The organism is Embleya sp. NPDC005971 (assembly GCF_040629175.1).
GTDB lineage: Bacteria > Actinomycetota > Actinomycetes > Streptomycetales > Streptomycetaceae > Embleya.
The window spans coordinates 46441-65413 of the sequence record NZ_JBEXUX010000033.1; the positions used below are offsets into that span (position 1 = coordinate 46441).

Here is an 18973-nt window from a genome sequence, read left to right on the forward strand (position 1 = left end):
GCGGCCAGGGCAGCGGGCGTCAGTCGTACAGTGCCGACCTCGTCCACGTGCGGAAGGCGCACCGTTGCCCCCGGTGAGACCGATACCGGAGCGTGGGACGTGGCGGCCAGGGCAGCGGGCGTCAGTCGTACAGTGCCGACCTCGTCCACGTGCGGAAGGCGCACCGTTGCCCCCGGTGAGACCGATACCGGAGCGTGGGGTGGGGCAGCGAGGGCAGCGGGCGTCAGTCGTACGGTGCCGACCTCGTTCGTGTGGGGAAGTCGCACGGTGCTTTCCTCGGGGCTGTCCTGAGGCGTTTCCTGAGGTGTCGTCATCCGGCACCCTCTCCTTCGTACGGCGTGGATCCCCGGACTCTCAGCGGGGCGGGTTGCAGCCGGAGGGCGCCGAGACGGTCACGAAGGCACCGTTGCCGGAATCGGCGGCGGGGCTGGTCGAGACCTTGACACCGAGGTAGGGCGAGCGTTCCGGGGTGATGAACCTGTGGGTGTACCTGCCGGGGACCTGTGTGCGCCCCTTGGGAAGGGCGACCGCGTCGGTGGCGACCACCGTGCCGACCGCCCTGGCGGAGGAACCGGTGAACCAGGTCAGGTTGAGCGTTCCGTCGGCGGCCCCGTCGGTCAGTACGGTCACGGAAGCCACCAGGACGCACCCGGAGCCCAGCGGACCGCTCGCGTCGATCTTCACGGAGACGACATGGAGTCCCGGCGCCGGGGTCGTGGGCGGCACGGTGGTTCCCCCGCCCGAGGTACTGCCGCCGCTCGTTCCCCCCGAGGTGCTGGTGCCCCCGCCGGACGATCCGCCCGACGGTCCGCCCGATCCGCCCGACGGCCCGCCCGAGGTGCCTCCCCCGGTGGAGCCGGAACCGGACGAGTCGCCGCTTCCCCCGCCACTCGACGAACCACCGGGGAGGTCGTTCGGGCCCGCGGGGCCGTCCGTGCCCGGCGGCGCCTCGCCCTGGGCTGACGGCTCGTCAGTCGCCTCCTGAGCCGAAGCGGACACACCGGGTGCTCCGGTCGCCGACGGCTCGTCGCTCGCGGCTGTGCTCGCGGAAGCACTGCCGGATGGGGAACCGGACGGGGAACCGGACGTCGAGGGGCCGGACATCGCCACCGGTTGGTTCACCGGGTGATCGCTGCCCACGGCCACCGCGGTCATTGCGAACCCACCGAGCAGCAGCGTGCCGGCGGCCGCCCCGGCCAAAGCCTTTCCTTTGCGGCTCAGCGGCGGACGACTGCGTTTGCCCCGTTCCAGGCCGCGCCCGGGGCCGGGGGTGACGCTTGAGCCGGGGCCGAGGTCGGTGGTGGCCAGCGCGGTGATGCCCGAGGCGCCGCCGGGGTTCGCCCAGGGGAACAGCAGGGGTAGCAGGGCCGCCAGTGCGGCGAGTTTGCGCTGCCCCCGTTCCTCCCAGTCCTCGCCGTAGGCGGCTGTCGCCACGGCTTCGAGTTCGGCTACGAAGTCCGCAGCGGTTGCCGGACGTTTCCCGGGCGTCTTGGCGAGACCGCTGCGGATCAACGGGCGCACCCGCTCGGGGGCGAGTGCGTCCGGGACGGGCGCCCCCATGTGCTGCATCGCCAGTTCCTTGACGGTGTCGCCGGCGTACGGCTTGGCGCCGGTGAGGCACTCGAAGAACGTGGCGGTCGCCGCGTACACATCCGTCGCGGGACTCGCCGGCCGGCCGGTCCACTGCTCGGGCGCCATGTACATGGGGGTACCGGCCGATTCCCCGGCTTCCCCACTGGGCACCGCGATGCCGAAGTCGACCAGCTTGGACGTCCCGTCGGCGGCGATCAGGACGTTGTCGGGCTTGTAGTCGCGGTGCACCACCCCCACCGCATGGGCGGCGGCAAGGCCGAGCAGCGATCCCTTGAGCACGGCGAGTGCCGCCTCGGGCTCGGTGGCGCCCTCCTGCTTGAGCAGCGCGCGGAGCGGAATACCGTCCACCAGCTCCATGACGATCGCCGCACCGAAGGACGTCTCCACGTACTCGTAGAACTCGACCACATGGGGGGACCGAAGGGTGCCCAGCAGCTTGGCCTCGGCGCGGAACCCGGCGAGGAACGTGCCGTCGCCACGCAGCCGTTCCGAGAGGAACTTGATCGCCACCGGCGACCCGGTCCCGTCATGTCGGGCGAGCATCACCCGGCCACTCGCGCCCGAACCCAGCTCCCTCGACGGCGTGTACCCGGGAATCATCCACGGGTCCGCGCCGGGTCCGTCGGCCGCGGGGAAGACCTGCGGCCCGCTCATGCGACACGTCCGGCCGCGGCGAGGCCGCCAAGGAGCCCCTCGGACACGTGGGAGCCGCACACGCGCGGGCCGTGAACGGGCGCCCCCTGGAGCACGCCGCCGCGGTGGGCACCGACGACCGCCGGATTCAGCATTTCTTTCGTCCTCCTTCTGTCGGATGTACGTGAGCTGCTCTCCGTGCACATGCTTCGCTCTCGGTCTTGCGGCTCACTTGCATCCGCTCCGGAACGTCCGGAATTCCGGACGGTTCGGCTCGGTGGGCATGCCCTGATCGGCGCTTGTGGTTGCATTCCCGCCCTGGCACTTATGCTGCGTTCCGGTCACGATCCGGAAATGATCGGGCAGGGCATATTCCGGGCGCAGTCAACATTGCGACGTCCGTCTTTCGGCGTACGGTGACAGGGCCGAACCGGCGATGGCCGGTACCGGCGCCACGGTCCGCCGTGGGAGGCGGAGCCCGTCAACGCCTGCCCAGGATCCTTGCCTTGCCCCGCTCGAATTCCGCAGGCGTCAGGGCACCCGAGATCAGCAGCGCCTGCAGCCGTTCGAGTCGCACGAGTGGATCGCCGGTCGGTGCCGGAGGCTCGCCCGCAGAGGCCCGGTGGGGCCGCAGGAGGCGGAACATGCCCGCAGTGCGCCCGGCCGGCACGGTGTAGGGGCGGGCGGGGCGACGTCCGGCGATCCCGTCGTCCGGCGCGAACGGATCGAAAGCGCCGCCCCGGAGGCCGGACGCGAGCAGAAAGGCGCTCAGCATTCCCGTGATTGAAGATATCGGCAGCGCGAACGCCCATCGAGTGCTTTCCGCAGGGCATTCACGCTTCGACACGTAAACCCCACCACCCGACGAACAACTACCGATGCGTGTCAGTTGATACAAACTGTACCCGGCGACTGCCAACGAGATGAGGAGAAAAAGGCCACCGATACCGGCGCGTAGAAAGGATTTCATGATCCCGGACCCCCTTGAAAGCGTAACTTGCGAGCCGGCGAAGGACGCCGGCGTCCCGTCCACAGAACACGGGGGACGACACCTGGAGAGAAGAGATTCTTCGACGGCGCCATCGAATTGGCGACGCCGGGGAATGCGTACGCCGGCTTCGCGTACCTCTCCGCGGCGTGATGGACCTGGCCACGTAGCCGTTCACGAGACGGACCCTCGCGCTGCGCGGTCCCTCCCCCTTGAGATAGCGCAGGTCTGCGCCGACCGCGCTGTCCCACGGTGGGTCGATCAACCGCGCCGCCCTGGCGAAGAGGCACTGCGGCAGACGCCGTCCTCCTTCCACGAGGAATTCCCGCAGTGAGACGGCCTCGGTGGCCGCGACGGTCATGCCCTGTCCGCGGAAGAGCCGGACGTCGCCTGCGTCGTTCCGGGCTTCGGCCGGCCCCGTTCCGGTGGACGAACCCCCGACGCCAACTCTCCTCCGCCCCCTTGCGGTGGACTTGCGACCGACTAGCACCTCGGCCGGCCCGCCGGAGGCCGGGAACCTCCCGCCGGCCCGGACTTCCGCCGTCACCGACGAATGGGCGCCCGGCGGAATCCGCAACCACTTCGCACCGCCGGGTCCGCCCGAGGCTGCGCGGGGCGGGGGGCGCGCAACGCACGGGCCACGCAAGAACGATGCAAGGCGTGTGCCGGAACTTTGGTGACGAGCGGCGAGGGACCGTGTGCACCAGCGCCGGAGAGCATTTCGCCTGCCCCTCACGCAACCGCGCCCCGAGCGACCCGGCAAGTCTGGACGCTCGCGGACCTATCTCTGGGAGAGTCATGCGAATACGCGCGATCACCGCCGCCCTGTCAGGCGTCCTGGCCCTCACCGTGCTCGGAGTCCCGGCAGCACACGCGGCCGGAAGCAACAACAACTCGACGGCCCGCACGACGACGCACAACCCGCCGATGTTCGCCGTGCCGCCGGACCCGTATGTCGTGTCGGGCGGCACGGCGGCGGCGCACAACCCGCCGATGTTCGCTGTGCCGCCGGACCCGTACTTCGTGTAGGGAACCGCATGGCGAACCGCACCCACGACGAGTTGAACGTGGTGATGTCGGTACTCGTACGTGGGTGGTCACGGTTTGGGTAGAGCCGGCCCCGGACCGCACCCGCACTCGCGGGAGGCGGCTTTCGGAGGAGGCTCGTTGTCCTCCTCCGCCGGAGGCTCGGCCCCGCATACGGAATGAAGTTGGCGAACGCGGGTTCTTTACTTCGCCCTGCCGGGTGTCACCCGGCGGGGCGAAGTGCTGCCCGGCTTGTGGGCCTCGACGTCCTGAAGGCGTGTTCGTCGGCGCGGGAGCGCGACGACGGCGGTGCGGGTGTGGGCGACGGGGGCGTTGCGCATTGCGGTAGCGGGCGCTCGGCGGTTCACTCTGCTTACCGATTGGTCGACCGACGCCGAGGCGCCGACCGGCCACTGGTTGACGAACCTGCCCTCGCTGTCGGACCGGACCCGCCCCACCCGCCGCCGAGCACTGTCCCGACACCAACGACCACGAAGACCGACCACCACCACCCGACAAAGCACCACTGGCGGCAGGCCGCATGGGGCGCGTCTCCCGCGCGTGTCGACGCTGTGGTCCGTTCGGAGCAGCGTGCGGCGGGGTTGCGCACCATGGGGCGAATCGCCTGTTCGAATGGTCGGCGGCACAACGTCCCGGATTCCCGGGCGGCCGATTCCGGGAGTGATCGTGAGAAGTTCCCTGTCGCTGCGTACGCGTCTGGTCGCCGGTGTCGGCGCGGCCGTCCTGGCGTTCGGTGTGGCCGGTGCCGCGCCCGCGACCGCCACGGGCTGCCAGGGGTCGGCGTGTGGTGTGAACGACGACTACGTCGTCACCACCGATCACCTGACCGAGGAAGCCGCGACCACGGCCGCGCTCGCCGCCCTGGCCGCGGCGGAGGCCGCCGGGGAGCACGTGAGCGTCGCGGTCGTCGACCGTGACGGCAATGCCATCGTGCAGCTGCGCGGCGACGGCTCCGGACCACACACCTACGAGTCGGCGCGGCGGAAGGCCTACACCGCCGCGTCGTTCAACGCGCCCACCTCGGTCCTGGTCGGACGGCTGGAGCAGAACCCGACACTGGCCGACATCCCCGGCACCCTGTTCCTGGCCGGCGGGCTGCCGATCGTGTACCGCAACACCCCCATCGCCGGCATCGGCGTCGCGGGCGCGCCCAGCGGTCTGCTCGACGAGCAGTTCGCCCAGGCCGGCATCGACGCGATCAGCCACTGACGGCGTTTGCGACCGGGCTCGCCGGGGCGTCGAACAACGTCCCGGGCCCGGCCGCGAAGCGCGATCCGGCCCGGCCGGCGGCCGGAAGTCCAGCGGGCGGGGCGGCTATTGTCGGGGCCATGAGCGCTTCGACGGTGTCACGGGTCGAGATCGACGGCCGACCCACCACGGTGGAACGGCTGCACGCCGTCGCCGTGGGCGGATACGGGCACTTCACCGCGATGCAAGTGCGCGGCGGTCGGGTGCGTGGCCTCGCCGATCATCTGCGTCGGCTCGACGCGGCCAACCGGGAGTTGTTCGGCAGCGCCCTGGACGGCGACCTGATTCGGCGTCACATCCGGCACGCGCTGGCCGACGACGTTTCCGACGCCTCGGTGCGGGTCCACGTGCTCGCCGCGGACGAGGCGGGGGCGACCGCGGTCCTGGTGACCGTGCGGCCACCGGGCGACATGCCGCCCACGCCACAGGCGTTGCGGTCCGTCCCGTATCTGCGTGCCGTGCCGCACATCAAGCGGGTGGGGGACTTCGGGCAGGCGCACTTTCGCCGGCAGGCCACCCGCGAGGGCTTCGACGAGGCGCTCCTGACCGGGCCGGACCGGGTCGTCGCGGAGGGCGCGATCACCAATATCGTGTTCCACGACGGCACTTCGCTGCTGTGGCCCGACGCGCCGGTCCTCGAGGGCATCACCATGCAACTGCTGGAACGGGCCCTCGCCACCGGGCCGTCGCCCTCCCGACGCGGCCCGGTCCACCTGTCCGACGTCGGCTCCTTCCGGGCGGCGTTCGTGACGAACTCGCGCGGCATCGCCCCGGTCCGACTGATCGACGACGTACCGATCCCGGTCGACACCGCACTGACGGCAACGCTCGGCCAACTCTACGCGTCGATCGTGTGGGACCGGATCTGACCATCCACAGACCCGCGCGTCAACGGACCAACGGCCCGCCAACGCACAGGCACCGCACCGACTATCCACCGGACACGGCCTGGTGAACGCTTCGGCAACGACATGAACAGCGTCGATCCGCACGGGAGTCGTGCTGCGACACGCCGCGGGTGCCGGGGGTGCAACGACACGGTCGAAGGCTTCGTCCCCGGAACGGACATCGCCGTCTGCTCCGGGATCATCCTTTGGAAGCGCCGCAGCGGCAACCCGTGTGACACATACGGCCCGTGCAATCGCCCGAGCGGCAGCGCGGGCGGACGCTCTACCTGGCTGGTTGCCGAAAACGTGCGACGGGTACGGACGTTCAGAACGCAGAACCCGATCCGATCCTTCCGGACTCGTCGACGCATGGCGTCGACCACCCTGGCATCCCTTCCATCCGTCCCACTTGCCCCGCCTGTCCTTCCGCTGCCCGCGCCGTGTCCTCGTGTGCTCCACCGTCCGTCCTTGTTGGCGCGACGGCCGCGGCAGACGCCGGGATGGCGTCCTCCGCACGCCGGCGAAAGGCGGCGGCGACCGTCGCGGTTGTGCTCCTTGTTCCAGGGCACAAGATCGACCCGTCCGGCCGCGCGACGGTGCGGCATCAGGGTGCCGGTATCCCGGTACGCACCGTACGCCGAGGACCACTCCGCCCCCGCACTCCGATCAGGGCGGCGCGGCAGCGTGGTTCGACGTCGAAATCGTGGTTCGTGCCGGGCTCGTGGTCGGCGTGACCTCGGTGGTGTCGGTGCTCCGTTGCTTCCGTGGTGCTTCGAACCGGTTGTTCCCCTCGGGAGTTCCGTCTCCCGGCCGGAGCGCGCTCCCGCTCGAATAACCTCTGTCAATCGCCAACCGCTCGGGGTAAGTTGCCGCCGTCAACGGGATCCCGGGCGGGTGGGGAAGACGTCGCCGCCCGATCCCGGGCACCGCGCGTCGATTCGCCTGGATCCGTCTCATTCGCGTGCGCGGCACGCAACCCTTCCAGGGAGTCCCACTTGTCTCCGGCATCCCCCTACGACCCGCCTGCCTCCGAGACGGCGCCCAGCCAAGCGCCGGCACCCGGCAATCCGGCCGCCGGCTACGACCAGGCCGGCCCACCCATGTCCCAGACTCACCTGGCGGGCCGGGGTTACGACTACAGCAGCTACAACTTCGGCTACGGCGTCCCGCAGGACCTCGGAGACTACTGCGCGAGCTGGGGCCGGCGTGCCGGCGGATACCTGATCGACGGCGTGATCTTCACCCTGGTCATGGCGCCCATGTACGGCGGCGTTCTGTGGGTGGGAAACAAGACCACGGAGTACGAAGACTTCGACGGCACGATCACCACCGAGTACGAGGGCGGTTCGGCACCGATATCCCTCATCGTGGCCGGCGCCGCACTGGTCCTGCTGTTCGCCCTCTGGCAGTGCTACCGCCAGGGCAAGACCGGACAGACGATCGGCAAAAGCGTCGTGGACATTCGGGTGGTCCGCATCCGGGACGGACAGCCGACCGGCTTCTGGCTGTCCTTCGGGCGCTACTTCGCACACATGCTCGACACACTTCCGTGCTACCTCGGCTGGCTGTGGCCGGCGTGGGACGAGAAGAAGCAGACGTTCGCCGACAAGATCTGCTCGACCGTCGTGATCAAGAACTGAACGACGGCTGCGTCGGCGCGCCGCGAACAGCGCGCGCCGACCGCGCACCGGGCCGCGACCCACCGGGGTTGAGACCCGCGTCGCAGGGCCGGCACCACACCGGGCCACGAGCCGGGAGGCCCACACCGTGCAGCCCGCGGCAACGCCCCAGTCGCGGGCGACGCAGCGGCGCCCCACGTGGTCGCCAACACGACGGAGACGTGGACACGCGGGTGTCTGGAGGTGCCGACCTGGGGTGCTCTCGCGTCGGCTTTCTTGCGGTCGAGCCGGAACGAGATTGATCGAGTCGGCCATGGCTTCCGGAACCCAACGAAGGTTGTAGTCCCGATGCTTGCGATGCGGCCATGCGACCAACCGCAAGATCTCCAAGCTGTGGGCCAGGTCGACCGATTCGGCGATCCGAGCCATGGCATCCAGCGCTTCGTCTCGTCCGTCCTGCGTCGAAGACTCGTCTCGACAGGCAGCCAACGAATGCGGCCGGAGCCTTCACACTTTCGGAAGGCTCGTCCATGGGATACCAATCGCCGCGCCAGCGGCGGTTGGGCCTTCCCCCCGAGTAAGGACAGGGGGTCGAGGAACATCGGAACGAAAACCGGCGGTAAGCCTTCACAGGGCCTGGTGGGCGGCTGGCGGGCCGTGCGTGGCTGGTGAGTTCGGAGATTGAGGCACGGATAATCCCCTATTATCTGTGCCAACCGCGAGCGCGAGCTGCGGCGATGATCCCCGGGGCCGACGCGAAGCGACCCCGTTATCTGCGGCAACGTTCGCGAAGGGGGTTCGGGGTGGCAGAGGTCGTCCAACTGCCGGTTGCCGGCGGGCTCTCGGTGCGGGCGTCGGGCGATGCGTTCCTCGACGCGCAGCCGAACCCGAACACCGCCCGCGCGTACGCCACCGCGGTCGGCAAGATCGCCGAACACGTCGGCGAGACCCGGCCGCTCGCGGCCGTCGCCGACGATGAGGTCGGCCAGGCCCTCGAACGTGAGTGGGGCGGCGCGGCGGTCAACACCTGGAACGCGCGGCGCGCGGCCGTGCTGTCCTGGCTTTCGTGGTGCCGCGAGCGCGGGTACGCCGCGCCGGAGGTGCCCGCGTGGGCCAAGCGCCTTACGCCGCCGGACTCGACCACACCGGTGCGCTCCAAGACGTCGGTCGACCGGCTGATCGCGCGGCGCGAGGTGGACGTACGCGAGAAGACGCTCTACCGGATGCTCTACGAGACAGCGGCCAGGAGCGAGGAGCTTCTGGGCCTGAACGTGGAGGAACTGGACTTCGTGCGGCGCCGCGCGCCGGTCAGGGCGAAGGGTGCGGCGACGCGCCGTCGCGGTTCGGCCGCCCGCGAGGATGCGGTGCGCGAGTGGGTGTACTGGGACGCCGGCACGGCGCGGTTGCTGCCGCGCCTGCTCAAGGGCCGCACCCGCGGGCCGGTGTTCACCACCCGCCGCAGGCCTGCGCCGGGCAAGGTCGTAGGAGAGCGCGACGTGTGCCCGGACACCGGGATGGCCCGGCTGTCCTACGGCCAGGCCCGCGCGCTGCTGGACCACCACACGGCCCTGGCCGGGCCGGGCACCGGGTGGGACCTGCACGAGTTCCGGCACAGCGCCCTCACCCACCTCGGACGCACCCCGGGCGTGAACCTGTTGCTGCTAATGGCCAAGTCACGGCACCGCAAGGCCGACAGCCTGCGTATGTACTTTCACCCCACCGGCGAGGACATCGCCGCGCTGACCGCGCACCTGGCTCCCGGCGATACCCGGCGCTGACGGCGTCGCTGAGCGGAAAATCAAGCCGCTCTTGGGAATTTGCCTCCCGGCTTGTCGCCAGACACTGCCCAATGGGTCGTTAGGCGGCTTTGAGAGGATCAGCCCGACTCGTAGAGCGGAACATGAAGGGGGCTGCGCCGGCATGGCTGAAGTGATCTGGCTGCCGTACGACGAGGACCGTCTCGCTGCAGGTGGCGTGGACGGCGGAACAGCTCGCTTCCTTGCCGAGAAGGGGCTGCCAGCCGATTGCAATAGGATGTTCGTGCGCCATCGGGGCCGGGACCTGGCTGTCCGTGAGCTGCCTCCCGGCCGGGCAGTGTTCCTTGGTGACTTCGAGGATGGTGTGAATTCGTACTGGCTGCTGACCGACGGCGGCGAGGTGTGGATGGCCAGAGGGTACGAAGACGGCGCCACGGATCAGCAGTACGGACTGGTCAACACGTCGGTGGAGCGCTTGGCGGCGATGCTGCGGATCTGGGCTGCGTTCGTGTACTCGGGCAAGGGCGACATGGACGACGGGTACGAGGACTGGGCGCAAGCCGTGATCGACCAGGCTCAGCGAGTGGATCCCGCAGTCTTCGTGGACGAGGATTCCTGGTGGTCACGGGTGTTCGAGGAAGTTGAGTTCGGCGTGCTCGCCCCCGAGTAGCCGTAGTGCGTTGCGCGTCGTGCGCAGACGCAGAAGGATCGCGGCGACGGTAGACGTCCCGTGGAGGACGTGCACCCGCAGGTTGCCGTTGACCACGGCATCACCGCTCGGCAGCCGTACCGAGCCGGGGAGTTGTGCAGTGATCGGCATACGTGAAAGCCAGCAAATCCCACCGACGGGTTCGTTGCCGGGCAGATCGGAGAGCCGGGGGAACTCGCATCATTGGAGGTCGGCACGGGCATCGCGCATGTGACCCTTCAGAAACGCCAGGAACTCCGCGAGGTCACGGAAAGCAGCCTTGATGCCGTCTTCTTCCACGTCGTAGACGCGGCCCAGGAGCGAACCGCCGCCCATGATGTAGACCCGTCCGTCGGTCGCCATCGCGATCAGGTCGCCGCCGCCGTTCGTACCGAAGACGACGATGTCGCCTTCGATGGCCCCGACGACCTTGGTGGGGTGCACCTCGCCGGCACCCTGGACCAGGGACTCGACGGAGGCGACGAAGAACCCGTAGTGGACATCGGGGAGGCTGACCTCGCCCACGACGCCGTAGAAGTCCGACAACGGCGCGGGCAAGAAGCCGCCAGCCTGCACGGCAGCCCGGCGCGCTCGGTCGTCGGCCAAGCTGACGTAGTTGTCGCCGGGCTCGAACCCTTGCGTCGCCTCGAAATCACGCGTGAACTCGGCAGCGAGCTGCGCCATCTCCGCGGCCCATCCGTTCATTGCTTCTCCCAGGAGTACGCCCCGCCACAGGACTGTACGGAGCCGCGCGGGCAAGCTGTGTCAGGCAAGATGTTGGGTGCCCCCAGGGGGAATCTCCTGGTGCTGATGGCCAAGTCCCGGCACCGCGGGTGGGACTCGGTGGGATCGGTTGCGCGGCGGGGGTTCACGGCATGTCCGTCTCGACGAGGCGTCCGCCTTGCATGTGGAAGATGCGCGGTGGCTTCATCCGGGCGACGAGGGCCTCGCGCACGGCCTTGCGCTGTTCCGGGGTCGGCCCGTCCGGGTCGGTCAGGCGGAACCTGTGAACCGGGACGTCGTCAGCGTCGATGTCGTCGGGCATGCGGCGGCCTTCGACGATGAAGCCGAACAGTGCGCGCAGCGCGTCCTCGCCGAGTTCGAGCGGGTGGAACGGCAGCGGATAGGGGTCCTCGTCTTCGTCGTCTTCCCACGCGGACTCGACGGGATGTTCGCCGGCCCAGTACGGGGCTTCGAAGGGGAGGCGTTCGCCGATGTCCTCCATCACGCCGTGTTCCGGTGACACGCTGAGGGAGCGGACGAGGACGCCGTCGCGCCAGATGGCGAAGGCCAGCCAGTCGACCACGCTGTGCATCGCGTGGAGGACGACCGTGCGCCCGTCGGCCGCGTTCAGGTATCGCTTCGGGAGCCGCGACGGGTAGTCGACCATCACGGCCTGGGTGCAGATGTCCACGCCCGGGAAGCACGCGGCGTAGGCGACGTCCTCGGGCGGGTACACCGAATCGCCGAGGTTGGCACGGTCATCAGCTTCGGGCTCGACCTGCCAGCCCGGGTGCAGCCGGCGAACCAGCGCCTCGGCCGATTCACCGCCGCCCGTTCCGGCGGGCCGGTCCCGCAGCGCGTCGGCCACACTTCCCGCGGCGTACGCCAGCAGTCCGGTCTTCGCTCCCATGACGTCCTCCCCACCCCTTGCCGATCAAAGTTCGAGCGGAGGCTACCGGGCCCCTCCGACGGCCCCGTTGGCAGCTAGGCGGTCGGCCTCGGGGTCACTCCTCGGCCGGCGCGGCCGGGTCGCGTAGCGGCCGCAGGCCGCCGGGCAGTTCCGGGAGCTTGAAGGAGTAGCGGCCGAGCATGTTGACGTGGTGGCGGACGAACGGGGAGAGCCGGGCCACGTCTTCGTCGCGGACGTCGAAGCCGTCCGCGCGCAGCTGCGTGACGGCGGCGTCCATGTAGCGGGTGTTGAACAGGACCAGGGCGTTCAGGACGAGGCCGAGGGCGCCGATCTGGTCTTCCATGCCGTCCTGGTAGCGCTGGTAGAGCTGTCCGTTCCTGCCGTGGAAGATCTTGCGGGCGAGCGCGTGGCGGCCCTCCTGCAGGTTGGCCTGGACCTTGATCTGGCGGCGGTAGCCGGGCTCGTCGGCCAGCCGCAGGATGTGCAGGGTCTTCGCGATCCGCCCGTAGTGCGCGATGGCATCCCCCAGCGGGGTCGGTCGGCCGTCGCGCGACAGCATGCGGATGACGTCGTACGCGCGCACGGCGCCGGTGTGGATGGATCCGATGATCCGCAGGATGTCCTCCCAGTGCCGTTCGATCCGCGCGAGGTCGACCCGGCCGCGCGCGGCGTCCTCGAACGCGCCGTAGTCGGCGGTCTTGTCGATGCGCCACATCTTCTGGTCGGGCAGGTCGGCCAGTTGCGGCGCGTACGCGAACCCCGCCAAGGTCAGCAAACCGAAGACGATGTCGCTGTACGACGCGGTATCGGTGACGATCATCTCCGGGCGCTTCCCGCCGTCGCGGTCGTACAGCACGTCCAGTACGTACAGCGAGTCGCGCGGGGTGCCGGCCACCACTTCCCGCCCAGCCCGGCGGCCTGGTCGTTGAGCAGGTTGCACCAGGTCGCGCCGCCGCGGCGCCCGAAGTACTTCGGGTTGGGCCGCGCGTACACGCTCGGCACCGGCACTACGAACCGCATCCCGTCGACCGAGGCGACCAGCCCGCCGCCCCACGTCTGCGCGAGCGAGATCGACGCCTGGTGCTCGATGAGCGTGGCGTTCGCCGCCCGGTAGGTCGCCAGCCGCAGGTACGTCTGGTCGACGTGGGACAGCGTGCTGTACTTCAACGCGTCGACGCCGCCGATGACGGGGGTGTAGCCGACGTTGCAGCCGTGCGCGACCAGCAGCGCGGCGATCGTCACGTGCAGGTCCTTCAGCCTCGCCACCGGTGACCGAGGTGAACGCGGCGTCCGCACCGGTCCAGGAGAACACCTCCAGCAGCACCTCGGGCAGGTCGACACGCGGCAGCATCGCGTTCACCGCCGCCCGCAGGTCCAGCAGCGAGGCGGGTTCGGGCTCCGGTTCCAGCGCGGCGAAGTGCAGCCTCCCCGCGTCGTCGAAGGTGATCTGCGCGTTGTCCGGCAGCCGGGAGGCGACCTCGCGGTAGGTGCCGTCCAGCAGCGCGGCACGCGCCGCCAGATGAGCGTCCGGGTCGGTGGGCAGGTTCAGAGATGCCAGGACGGTGGGCTTGGTGAGCTCCCACGCGTCGCCGGCCAGCAGCTTGGCCCGCAGGTCGCCCCACTTGGAGGAACTCTTCGCGAACACCTCCCGCCGGCGCAGCATTCGGTGGAACTGCTCCAGCACGCAGAACACGTACGCCTTCCAGTCCACCGTCCCCGGCTCCAGACCCGGCGCGCTCAGCACCAGGCGCCACCACGACCCGGCCAACAGCGTTGTGTCGATCTCGGCGGGGCCGACCTTCTTGCGGCCCATCAGGTCCGGCAGCGTCTTCAGCGCCGCCAGGACCGGCAGGCCCTCCGGGGTTGCGCCGAAGTCGACGACCTTCACCAGCAGTTTCAGGAACGGCCGCACGGTGCCGAAGCGGGTGACCAGCAGTTGCCGCCAGGCGGCGTCCGTGTCGGAGTCCAGCGGCGGCGTCAACTCGAACAGCGCGGCGATCGCCGCGGCCAGTTCGTGGCGCGGGACCACCGCCTCGATCCGCTCCCACATCCCCGCCAGCGTGTCGATCTCGGGCGGGGTGATCTCGCCGGTCTCGGTGTCGACCTGCTCGGCGGTGGTGTCGAAGACGACCTGGAACGCGGTCGCCAGCTTCGCCGACGCCCGCTCCACCCGCGGCAGCGTCTTCAGCTTCTGCTTGGTGCTCTCCCGCTCCACCCGGGCCAGCAGCTTCGTGGCGACCAGCACGTCCAGCAGGTCCAGCGCGTCGTCCACCGCCCGCTCCGTCAGGTAGGCCGCGGTCGCCAACAGCGTCGCCAGCCGCCGCTCGTCACCATGCCGTTTGAGCAGCGACGCCTTGCCGTCCACCCCGTACCGGGACAGCTCCGCCAGCCGCCGCGGCGGTATCGCCGACACGTCGACCTCGCCCATGCCCAACGCGGCGACCTCCGCGACCCGCTCCAGTGCCTCCTTCATTTGCGGGCCCGAGATCCGCACCGGACCGCGCCGCAGCCGGTCCAGCTCGGAGACCCGCGCACCCGGCGGCACGGTCAACAGCGCGTCCAGCGCCCCGCGCTGACCCGTCGTCAGCAGCCCGTGCAAGGTCTCCCACAGCCGCTGGTTCGCCGCCTCCCGCACCGAAGCCACCAGCCGCGCCAGCGTCGTCACCCCGGGCAGCAACACCCGCCGCTCCCGCAACCACCCCACCGACGCGTCGAACAGCGCCTTCGGCCCCTCGCCCGTCGTCCACGCCCGGGCATCCACCCACGCCCGCAGGTCAACCTCCGCCTGCGCGAACTCCTTGTACTCCAAGACCTTGCGCAGCTCGCGTACGTGCTCCAGCCGGGTGTTCTCCCGCTCGCCGTACGCCTTCAACACCGACGTGTCACCGATACCGAGCTGCTCGGCCAGGTAGTCCACGACCTCCGCCGGTATGTCCGCCGGGTCGTCCAGGAAGACCCCGAGATACCGCGCCGTCGTCAACTGAGCCGCAAAGCCCAGCCGGTTGTGAGCCCGCCGCTTGCCCTCGATCAACTCCCGGTCCGCGTCGTCCAGGAAGAAGAACCGCTCCAACTCCGTACGCGACGGCACCCCGCGAAACGCCGCATACGCGGCAGCCTGCTCATCCGTCAGAAACTCGACCGGCACCCGGACCTCCACACAGTCGACCAACACGACTGCCGAAGGCTCCGCCCTCGAAGAAGCCCAGGTCAACGCGCTCTCAGGCACACGAAGCCCTTACCGCCGGTTTTCGTTCCGATGTTCCTCGATCCCCGGACACGTCTCATGCGGCGTTTGCGCGTGTAGGTGAGATCGTCCAAAGCTCGGCTCCGTAGGTGGTGGGCCGAGTTGGCCGCTGCGGGAGTGGCGGCGTCGGGTGTTGAAGCGGTTGGCCCAGCGGACGGTATCGAGTCGGGCCGGTGGGGCCGGTGTTTGGCGCCTTGATGAAGCGTCTCGCGTTCGAAGGCTGTGGTCCCTGTGGCAGATCGCGCCGCGCAGGTCGCCGCCGCGGGTGCGGGCCGCGGCGGGTACGTAGGTGCTCGGCGGCGCGCCGGTGGACGATCATGCGCGAAGGCCACGACGATTCGTTGCGCCATATTGCCGCGCACACCATGGCCCCACCCACGCAGGCTCGGACCTCACCGGGAGGATCCACACAACCGATGGCGGCAACACGCCCAGCCACTGACAGTCCCGCCCAGTACTCTCCGGCATCACCAAGACACCATGCCCCCGGCCGGCCCCACCGCCCCTTCATCGATCGGCAACGACCGCATGACAAGCAAAGACGCATCCACCCCACAACGCACTTACTCGTGGTCGCCGTCCACCGCAAGCACCCTCGGCGGGCCGCTCCTGATCTGCGACGCCGACGCCTTCCCGTACTGGAGCGGCGCGGTCCACCGACCCGACTACGAACTCGACCCCACCTGCGACTACGCCCGAGCCCTGTCCGCGGCCGACGACGCGGACGCCGCCGTCATCCGTTTCGGCGACCACCATGAACACACCGGTCTCATATGGGACTTGGAGGGCGAGGGAACAGCCGAGATCGCAACCGCCGACGACGGTTTCCTCCTCGTACGCTCATGGATCCCCCTGGGCAGGACCCAGGCGCCCCGCCGGCGCGCAGCCACCGCAGCCGCGACGCAGGAGCCGGCCGCGGGCGACCTCCACATCCGCGGCGACCACATCGTGGTCGTCTGGGCGGCGGCAGCCGCCCACGAGACCGACATCGGCCCGTGGCCGCCGACCGTGCTCTCGGCCGAACCCGGCACGTACAAGGTGACCTGCGGATGGCACGAAGGGGCTCGCGGACGGTACATGCCCGAAGCAGAGATCCACACCCCCTCCCCACGGTCGGTCGAAGAAGACTGGACCTGCTTCTGGATCCGCCTCGTCCTCTCCAAAGCCCCGAACACCTGACTCTCCAGGACAGCGCACAACGCCCCCACGCAAAGGAAACCCCGCTTGCCGATGACGCGGCGCCCTTGCCACGCTTCCGGTCACGACCGCTGCCGGGCCGGGGCACCAAGCCGCCTCCTTGTGACGGGGACGGGTCGACGGGTTGGGTTCGCCGCGCATGACTTGCGCAACCGCCTGCGCCACCCTCTGCGGGAACCCGGAGCGTGGCCGACCACCCCGTCGCCTCCGTGACCACCCGGACCGGCGGCCGGGGTCACGCCGTTGCCGGCCCCGAGCGCGTTCCCGACGGCGTCGGGCCGCGCCGCGAGGGGTGTCGGGCTCACCCGATCGTGATCGGCGCGGGAGCGGGAAGGGCCCATCGGGGGCCGGAGTCGGGGTCGCCCGCCCAGACGAACTGCTCATCGTCGGCCGTGACGGTCATGCCATGGTCGTACAGGCCGATCGCGCCGGCCTCGGTCCACGCGTCCCAGGCAGTCTCGACTTCGTCGACGAGGCGACGCGGTCCGCCCTGGAAGGTGATTGCGCGCCCGGTCGGCGGCGTGGAGATCGTCGCCCAGGACCCGGCGCCGTCGTGAAGGCGTGCGTGGACGCCGTGCGTGTCGGCGGAGGTGTCGAACAGCACGTCGGGCAGCCGCAGGCGTAGTGCCCACATCAGGTGGGCGTCGTCGTGCAAGGGCCGCAGGTCGCGGGTGAAGGGGCGTTCGTGGTCGGGATCACGGTCGGCGCGAACCTCGCGGTGAGTGGGGGTGGTGGCGGTGCCTCGGGCGTTCATGAATTGAGCGAGGCCGTGGAGCCTTCCGGTGGCCGAGCGGCCGTCTTTGCCGGTGGTGAGGGCGAAGTAGCCCAGGCGGGTCCACGGGAAGACGATGTCGCCACCGGGGCGGGTCTGTTCGATCCAGGCGCGGGGGACGCGGTCGACCGCGTAGGTGGCGATCAGCCGGTCGTAGGGGGCTGCCGGAACCCAGCCGAGGGTGCCGTCGCCGGCCCGGACGTCGACGCGCGCTGCGGCGCGGGTCAGGGTCGCGGCTGCGGTGGTGGCCAGGGTCGGGTCTGTCTCGACGCTGGTGACGTGACCGGTGGGGCCGACGCGGTAGGCGATCAGGGCTGCGTTCCAGCCGGTGCCGGTGCCCAACTCCAGAACCCGGTGGCCGGGTTGGAGGTCGAGGGAGTCGAGCATGTCGACGACGATCGAGGTGCAGGACAGGGACGAGGACGGGACACCGCCGGTGATCTCGGTGATCGTCGCGTCGTCGGAGCCGGCGTGGACGAGCCGGGCCCAGACCCGCGAGTCGCCCGCGCGGAGCACGCGTTGCCAGGCGTGGCCGTCCCAGGTCCACAGGGCCTCGGGTGCGAACTCGTCGCGAGGCAGGGCCCGGACGGCTTCCCGCAGCCACAGGGAATCCTCCGGCCACGCCTTGCCGATGTCCATCGCCGCGAGCGCACGGCGGCGATGGACACCGATGTCGTCGGGGCCGGCGCTCACTCCCGCCGGTCCTTCTTGTGCTTGCCCTTCGGATCCTCGGGCTTGGGAACACGACCATCCCCGTTCCCTGGAGGCGGGTCACCCTTGTCCAACGGCTGGTCCGGCTTGTTGTGCTCGCCCACCGCACACCTCCTCGGAATCGTCACGCTCCGGAGTCTCATGATGACGCAGAAACATCCGAGGGGAACCGACGAACACCCGACGTCGCCGAAGCAACGCATGTCCTCGCCCCGCGCCCGGACCCGCCCACGTCCACATCCACGACGGCGCCACCACAACGTCGATCCGCATTCGGCCCACGCAGTGGGGCCCTCTGGATCGCTGATCTGCCCGAACTCCCCCACCGAGCCGAGCCGTCGCCCCGTGCCCGCACCCCCGAAGGCGCGTGCACATCGGCCGCGCGCCACAGGATCATCGGGCGAGCAGCGAAAGTTCGGCGCAGGAGCGGGCGTGTGTCGTGGCCTGCGGCTCGCCCCAGGTCTCGGGCTGCCCGAAGACGAACTTGCCGCCGTGTTCGGGCAGTCGGCCTCCCTTCGGGTCGTAGACGCGCGAAGGTGTCGGCCGGCGCATGACGCGGTCGGTCCGAGCACATCCGGCCGAGCACGTCGACCGGCAGGCCCACAATGATCGGACCGCTCCCGTAACGTGGGGCCGACGGTGCGGGCCACGAGGGTGTCGGCGCAGCGGCGCTGCCTTTCGGCGACGGCGGCCCGGTCGGGTCTGGCGGCGTCGCAGGCCGACTCGAACAGGAACAGCCTGCTCGCGGCGGTCGGTTCGTAGACGCCGTTCTACCGGTGGACCACGCTGTGGAACCTGGCGAACGCCCTCTCGCGGTCTTCTGCGTCGGCCGATCGCAGGGCCCGTAGGAGCACGGGAACCTCCGCAGCGGAGCCGTACGCCTGCTCCATCGAAGCCCAGTCGACGTCATCGAGTCCGATCAACATGCGGGCTATGCGTCGGACGCGACCGACACA

Annotated in this window: 14 protein-coding genes and 2 pseudogenes; 7 read left to right on the forward strand and 9 right to left on the reverse strand. The window is 70.1% G+C overall.

What is annotated here, in order from left to right:
• Positions 1-354: 354 nt before the first annotated feature.
• A complete protein-coding gene (locus ABZ374_RS26790) occupies positions 355-2247 on the reverse strand; it encodes a serine/threonine-protein kinase (RefSeq protein ID WP_360315352.1) in 1893 nt (630 codons plus the stop codon).
• Positions 2248-2707: 460 nt separating this feature from the next.
• Positions 2708-3196 carry an SHOCT domain-containing protein gene (locus ABZ374_RS26795; RefSeq protein ID WP_360315354.1) on the reverse strand — a complete coding sequence of 163 codons (489 nt, stop codon included), beginning with the start codon at positions 3194-3196 and terminating at the stop codon, positions 2708-2710.
• An 816-nt stretch (positions 3197-4012) separates the two neighbouring features.
• Here ABZ374_RS26795 and ABZ374_RS26800 point away from each other — a divergent pair.
• The 6 genes from ABZ374_RS26800 (at position 4013) to ABZ374_RS26825 (ending at position 10442) form a co-directional block, all read left to right on the forward strand.
• A complete protein-coding gene (locus tag ABZ374_RS26800; RefSeq protein WP_360315356.1) occupies positions 4013-4243 on the forward strand; it encodes a hypothetical protein in 231 nt (76 codons plus the stop codon).
• Between the two features lie 684 nt (positions 4244-4927).
• Positions 4928-5470, forward strand: coding sequence for a heme-binding protein (locus ABZ374_RS26805; protein WP_360315358.1), 543 nt, complete (start codon positions 4928-4930; stop codon positions 5468-5470).
• A gap of 119 nt (positions 5471-5589) precedes the next feature.
• Positions 5590-6378 (forward strand): aminotransferase class IV family protein, encoded by a 789-nt coding sequence (locus ABZ374_RS26810; RefSeq protein ID WP_360315360.1) that lies wholly within the window; start codon positions 5590-5592, stop codon positions 6376-6378.
• Positions 6379-7391: 1013 nt separating this feature from the next.
• On the forward strand, positions 7392-8036 hold the full coding sequence (locus ABZ374_RS26815; protein ID WP_360315362.1) for an RDD family protein: 645 nt from the start codon (positions 7392-7394) through the stop codon (positions 8034-8036).
• A gap of 782 nt (positions 8037-8818) precedes the next feature.
• The gene (locus tag ABZ374_RS26820; RefSeq protein WP_360315364.1) at positions 8819-9793 is read left to right on the forward strand and encodes a tyrosine-type recombinase/integrase; all 975 of its coding nucleotides are present in this window, start codon (positions 8819-8821) and stop codon (positions 9791-9793) included.
• A 142-nt stretch (positions 9794-9935) separates the two neighbouring features.
• Entirely contained in the window at positions 9936-10442 is a 507-nt protein-coding gene (locus tag ABZ374_RS26825; protein ID WP_360315366.1) for an SUKH-4 family immunity protein, read from the forward strand.
• On the opposite strand, the gene ABZ374_RS26830 is transcribed toward ABZ374_RS26825, so the two are convergent.
• From ABZ374_RS26830 to ABZ374_RS26845, 4 genes and pseudogenes are all read right to left on the reverse strand, one after another.
• Complete coding sequence (locus ABZ374_RS26830; RefSeq protein ID WP_360315368.1) at positions 10395-10592, reverse strand: hypothetical protein; 198 nt, start codon at positions 10590-10592, stop codon at positions 10395-10397. The two genes, ABZ374_RS26825 and ABZ374_RS26830, sit on opposite strands and share 48 nt — an antisense overlap.
• 69 nt (positions 10593-10661) lie before the next feature.
• Positions 10662-11165, reverse strand: coding sequence for a hypothetical protein (locus ABZ374_RS26835; protein WP_360315370.1), 504 nt, complete (start codon positions 11163-11165; stop codon positions 10662-10664).
• A 163-nt stretch (positions 11166-11328) separates the two neighbouring features.
• A complete protein-coding gene (locus ABZ374_RS26840; protein WP_360315372.1) occupies positions 11329-12093 on the reverse strand; it encodes a hypothetical protein in 765 nt (254 codons plus the stop codon).
• Between the two features lie 94 nt (positions 12094-12187).
• Positions 12188-15238: pseudogene (locus ABZ374_RS26845) on the reverse strand (Tn3 family transposase).
• Between the two features lie 627 nt (positions 15239-15865).
• On the opposite strand from ABZ374_RS26845, the gene ABZ374_RS26850 reads away from it, so the two are divergent.
• Complete coding sequence (locus ABZ374_RS26850; RefSeq protein WP_360315374.1) at positions 15866-16516, forward strand: hypothetical protein; 651 nt, start codon at positions 15866-15868, stop codon at positions 16514-16516.
• A gap of 319 nt (positions 16517-16835) precedes the next feature.
• On the opposite strand, the gene ABZ374_RS26855 is transcribed toward ABZ374_RS26850, so the two are convergent.
• From ABZ374_RS26855 to ABZ374_RS26865, 3 genes and pseudogenes are all read right to left on the reverse strand, one after another.
• Positions 16836-17999 (reverse strand): methyltransferase domain-containing protein, encoded by a 1164-nt coding sequence (locus tag ABZ374_RS26855; protein ID WP_360315376.1) that lies wholly within the window; start codon positions 17997-17999, stop codon positions 16836-16838.
• The gene (locus ABZ374_RS26860; RefSeq protein ID WP_360315378.1) at positions 17996-18121 is read right to left on the reverse strand and encodes a hypothetical protein; all 126 of its coding nucleotides are present in this window, start codon (positions 18119-18121) and stop codon (positions 17996-17998) included. Before ABZ374_RS26860 ends, ABZ374_RS26855 begins: the two co-directional genes overlap by 4 nt.
• Before the next feature lie 331 nt (positions 18122-18452).
• A pseudogene (locus tag ABZ374_RS26865) lies at positions 18453-18627 on the reverse strand (transposase); the annotation flags it as partial.
• Positions 18628-18973: the final 346 nt, after the last annotated feature.

What these genes read in the sequence shown, in the direction of transcription:
- ABZ374_RS26790 (WP_360315352.1), bottom strand. Translation starts at nt 2,247, where the DNA reads ATGAGCGGGCCGCAGGTCTTCCCCGCGGCCGACGGACCCGGCGCGGAC.
- ABZ374_RS26795 (WP_360315354.1), bottom strand. Translation starts at nt 3,196, where the DNA reads ATGAAATCCTTTCTACGCGCCGGTATCGGTGGCCTTTTTCTCCTCATC.
- ABZ374_RS26800 (WP_360315356.1), top strand. Translation starts at nt 4,013, where the DNA reads ATGCGAATACGCGCGATCACCGCCGCCCTGTCAGGCGTCCTGGCCCTC.
- ABZ374_RS26810 (WP_360315360.1), top strand. Translation starts at nt 5,590, where the DNA reads ATGAGCGCTTCGACGGTGTCACGGGTCGAGATCGACGGCCGACCCACC.
- ABZ374_RS26825 (WP_360315366.1), top strand. Translation starts at nt 9,936, where the DNA reads ATGGCTGAAGTGATCTGGCTGCCGTACGACGAGGACCGTCTCGCTGCA.
- ABZ374_RS26830 (WP_360315368.1), bottom strand. Translation starts at nt 10,592, where the DNA reads ATGCCGATCACTGCACAACTCCCCGGCTCGGTACGGCTGCCGAGCGGT.
- ABZ374_RS26835 (WP_360315370.1), bottom strand. Translation starts at nt 11,165, where the DNA reads ATGAACGGATGGGCCGCGGAGATGGCGCAGCTCGCTGCCGAGTTCACG.
- ABZ374_RS26840 (WP_360315372.1), bottom strand. Translation starts at nt 12,093, where the DNA reads ATGGGAGCGAAGACCGGACTGCTGGCGTACGCCGCGGGAAGTGTGGCC.
- ABZ374_RS26850 (WP_360315374.1), top strand. Translation starts at nt 15,866, where the DNA reads ATGACAAGCAAAGACGCATCCACCCCACAACGCACTTACTCGTGGTCG.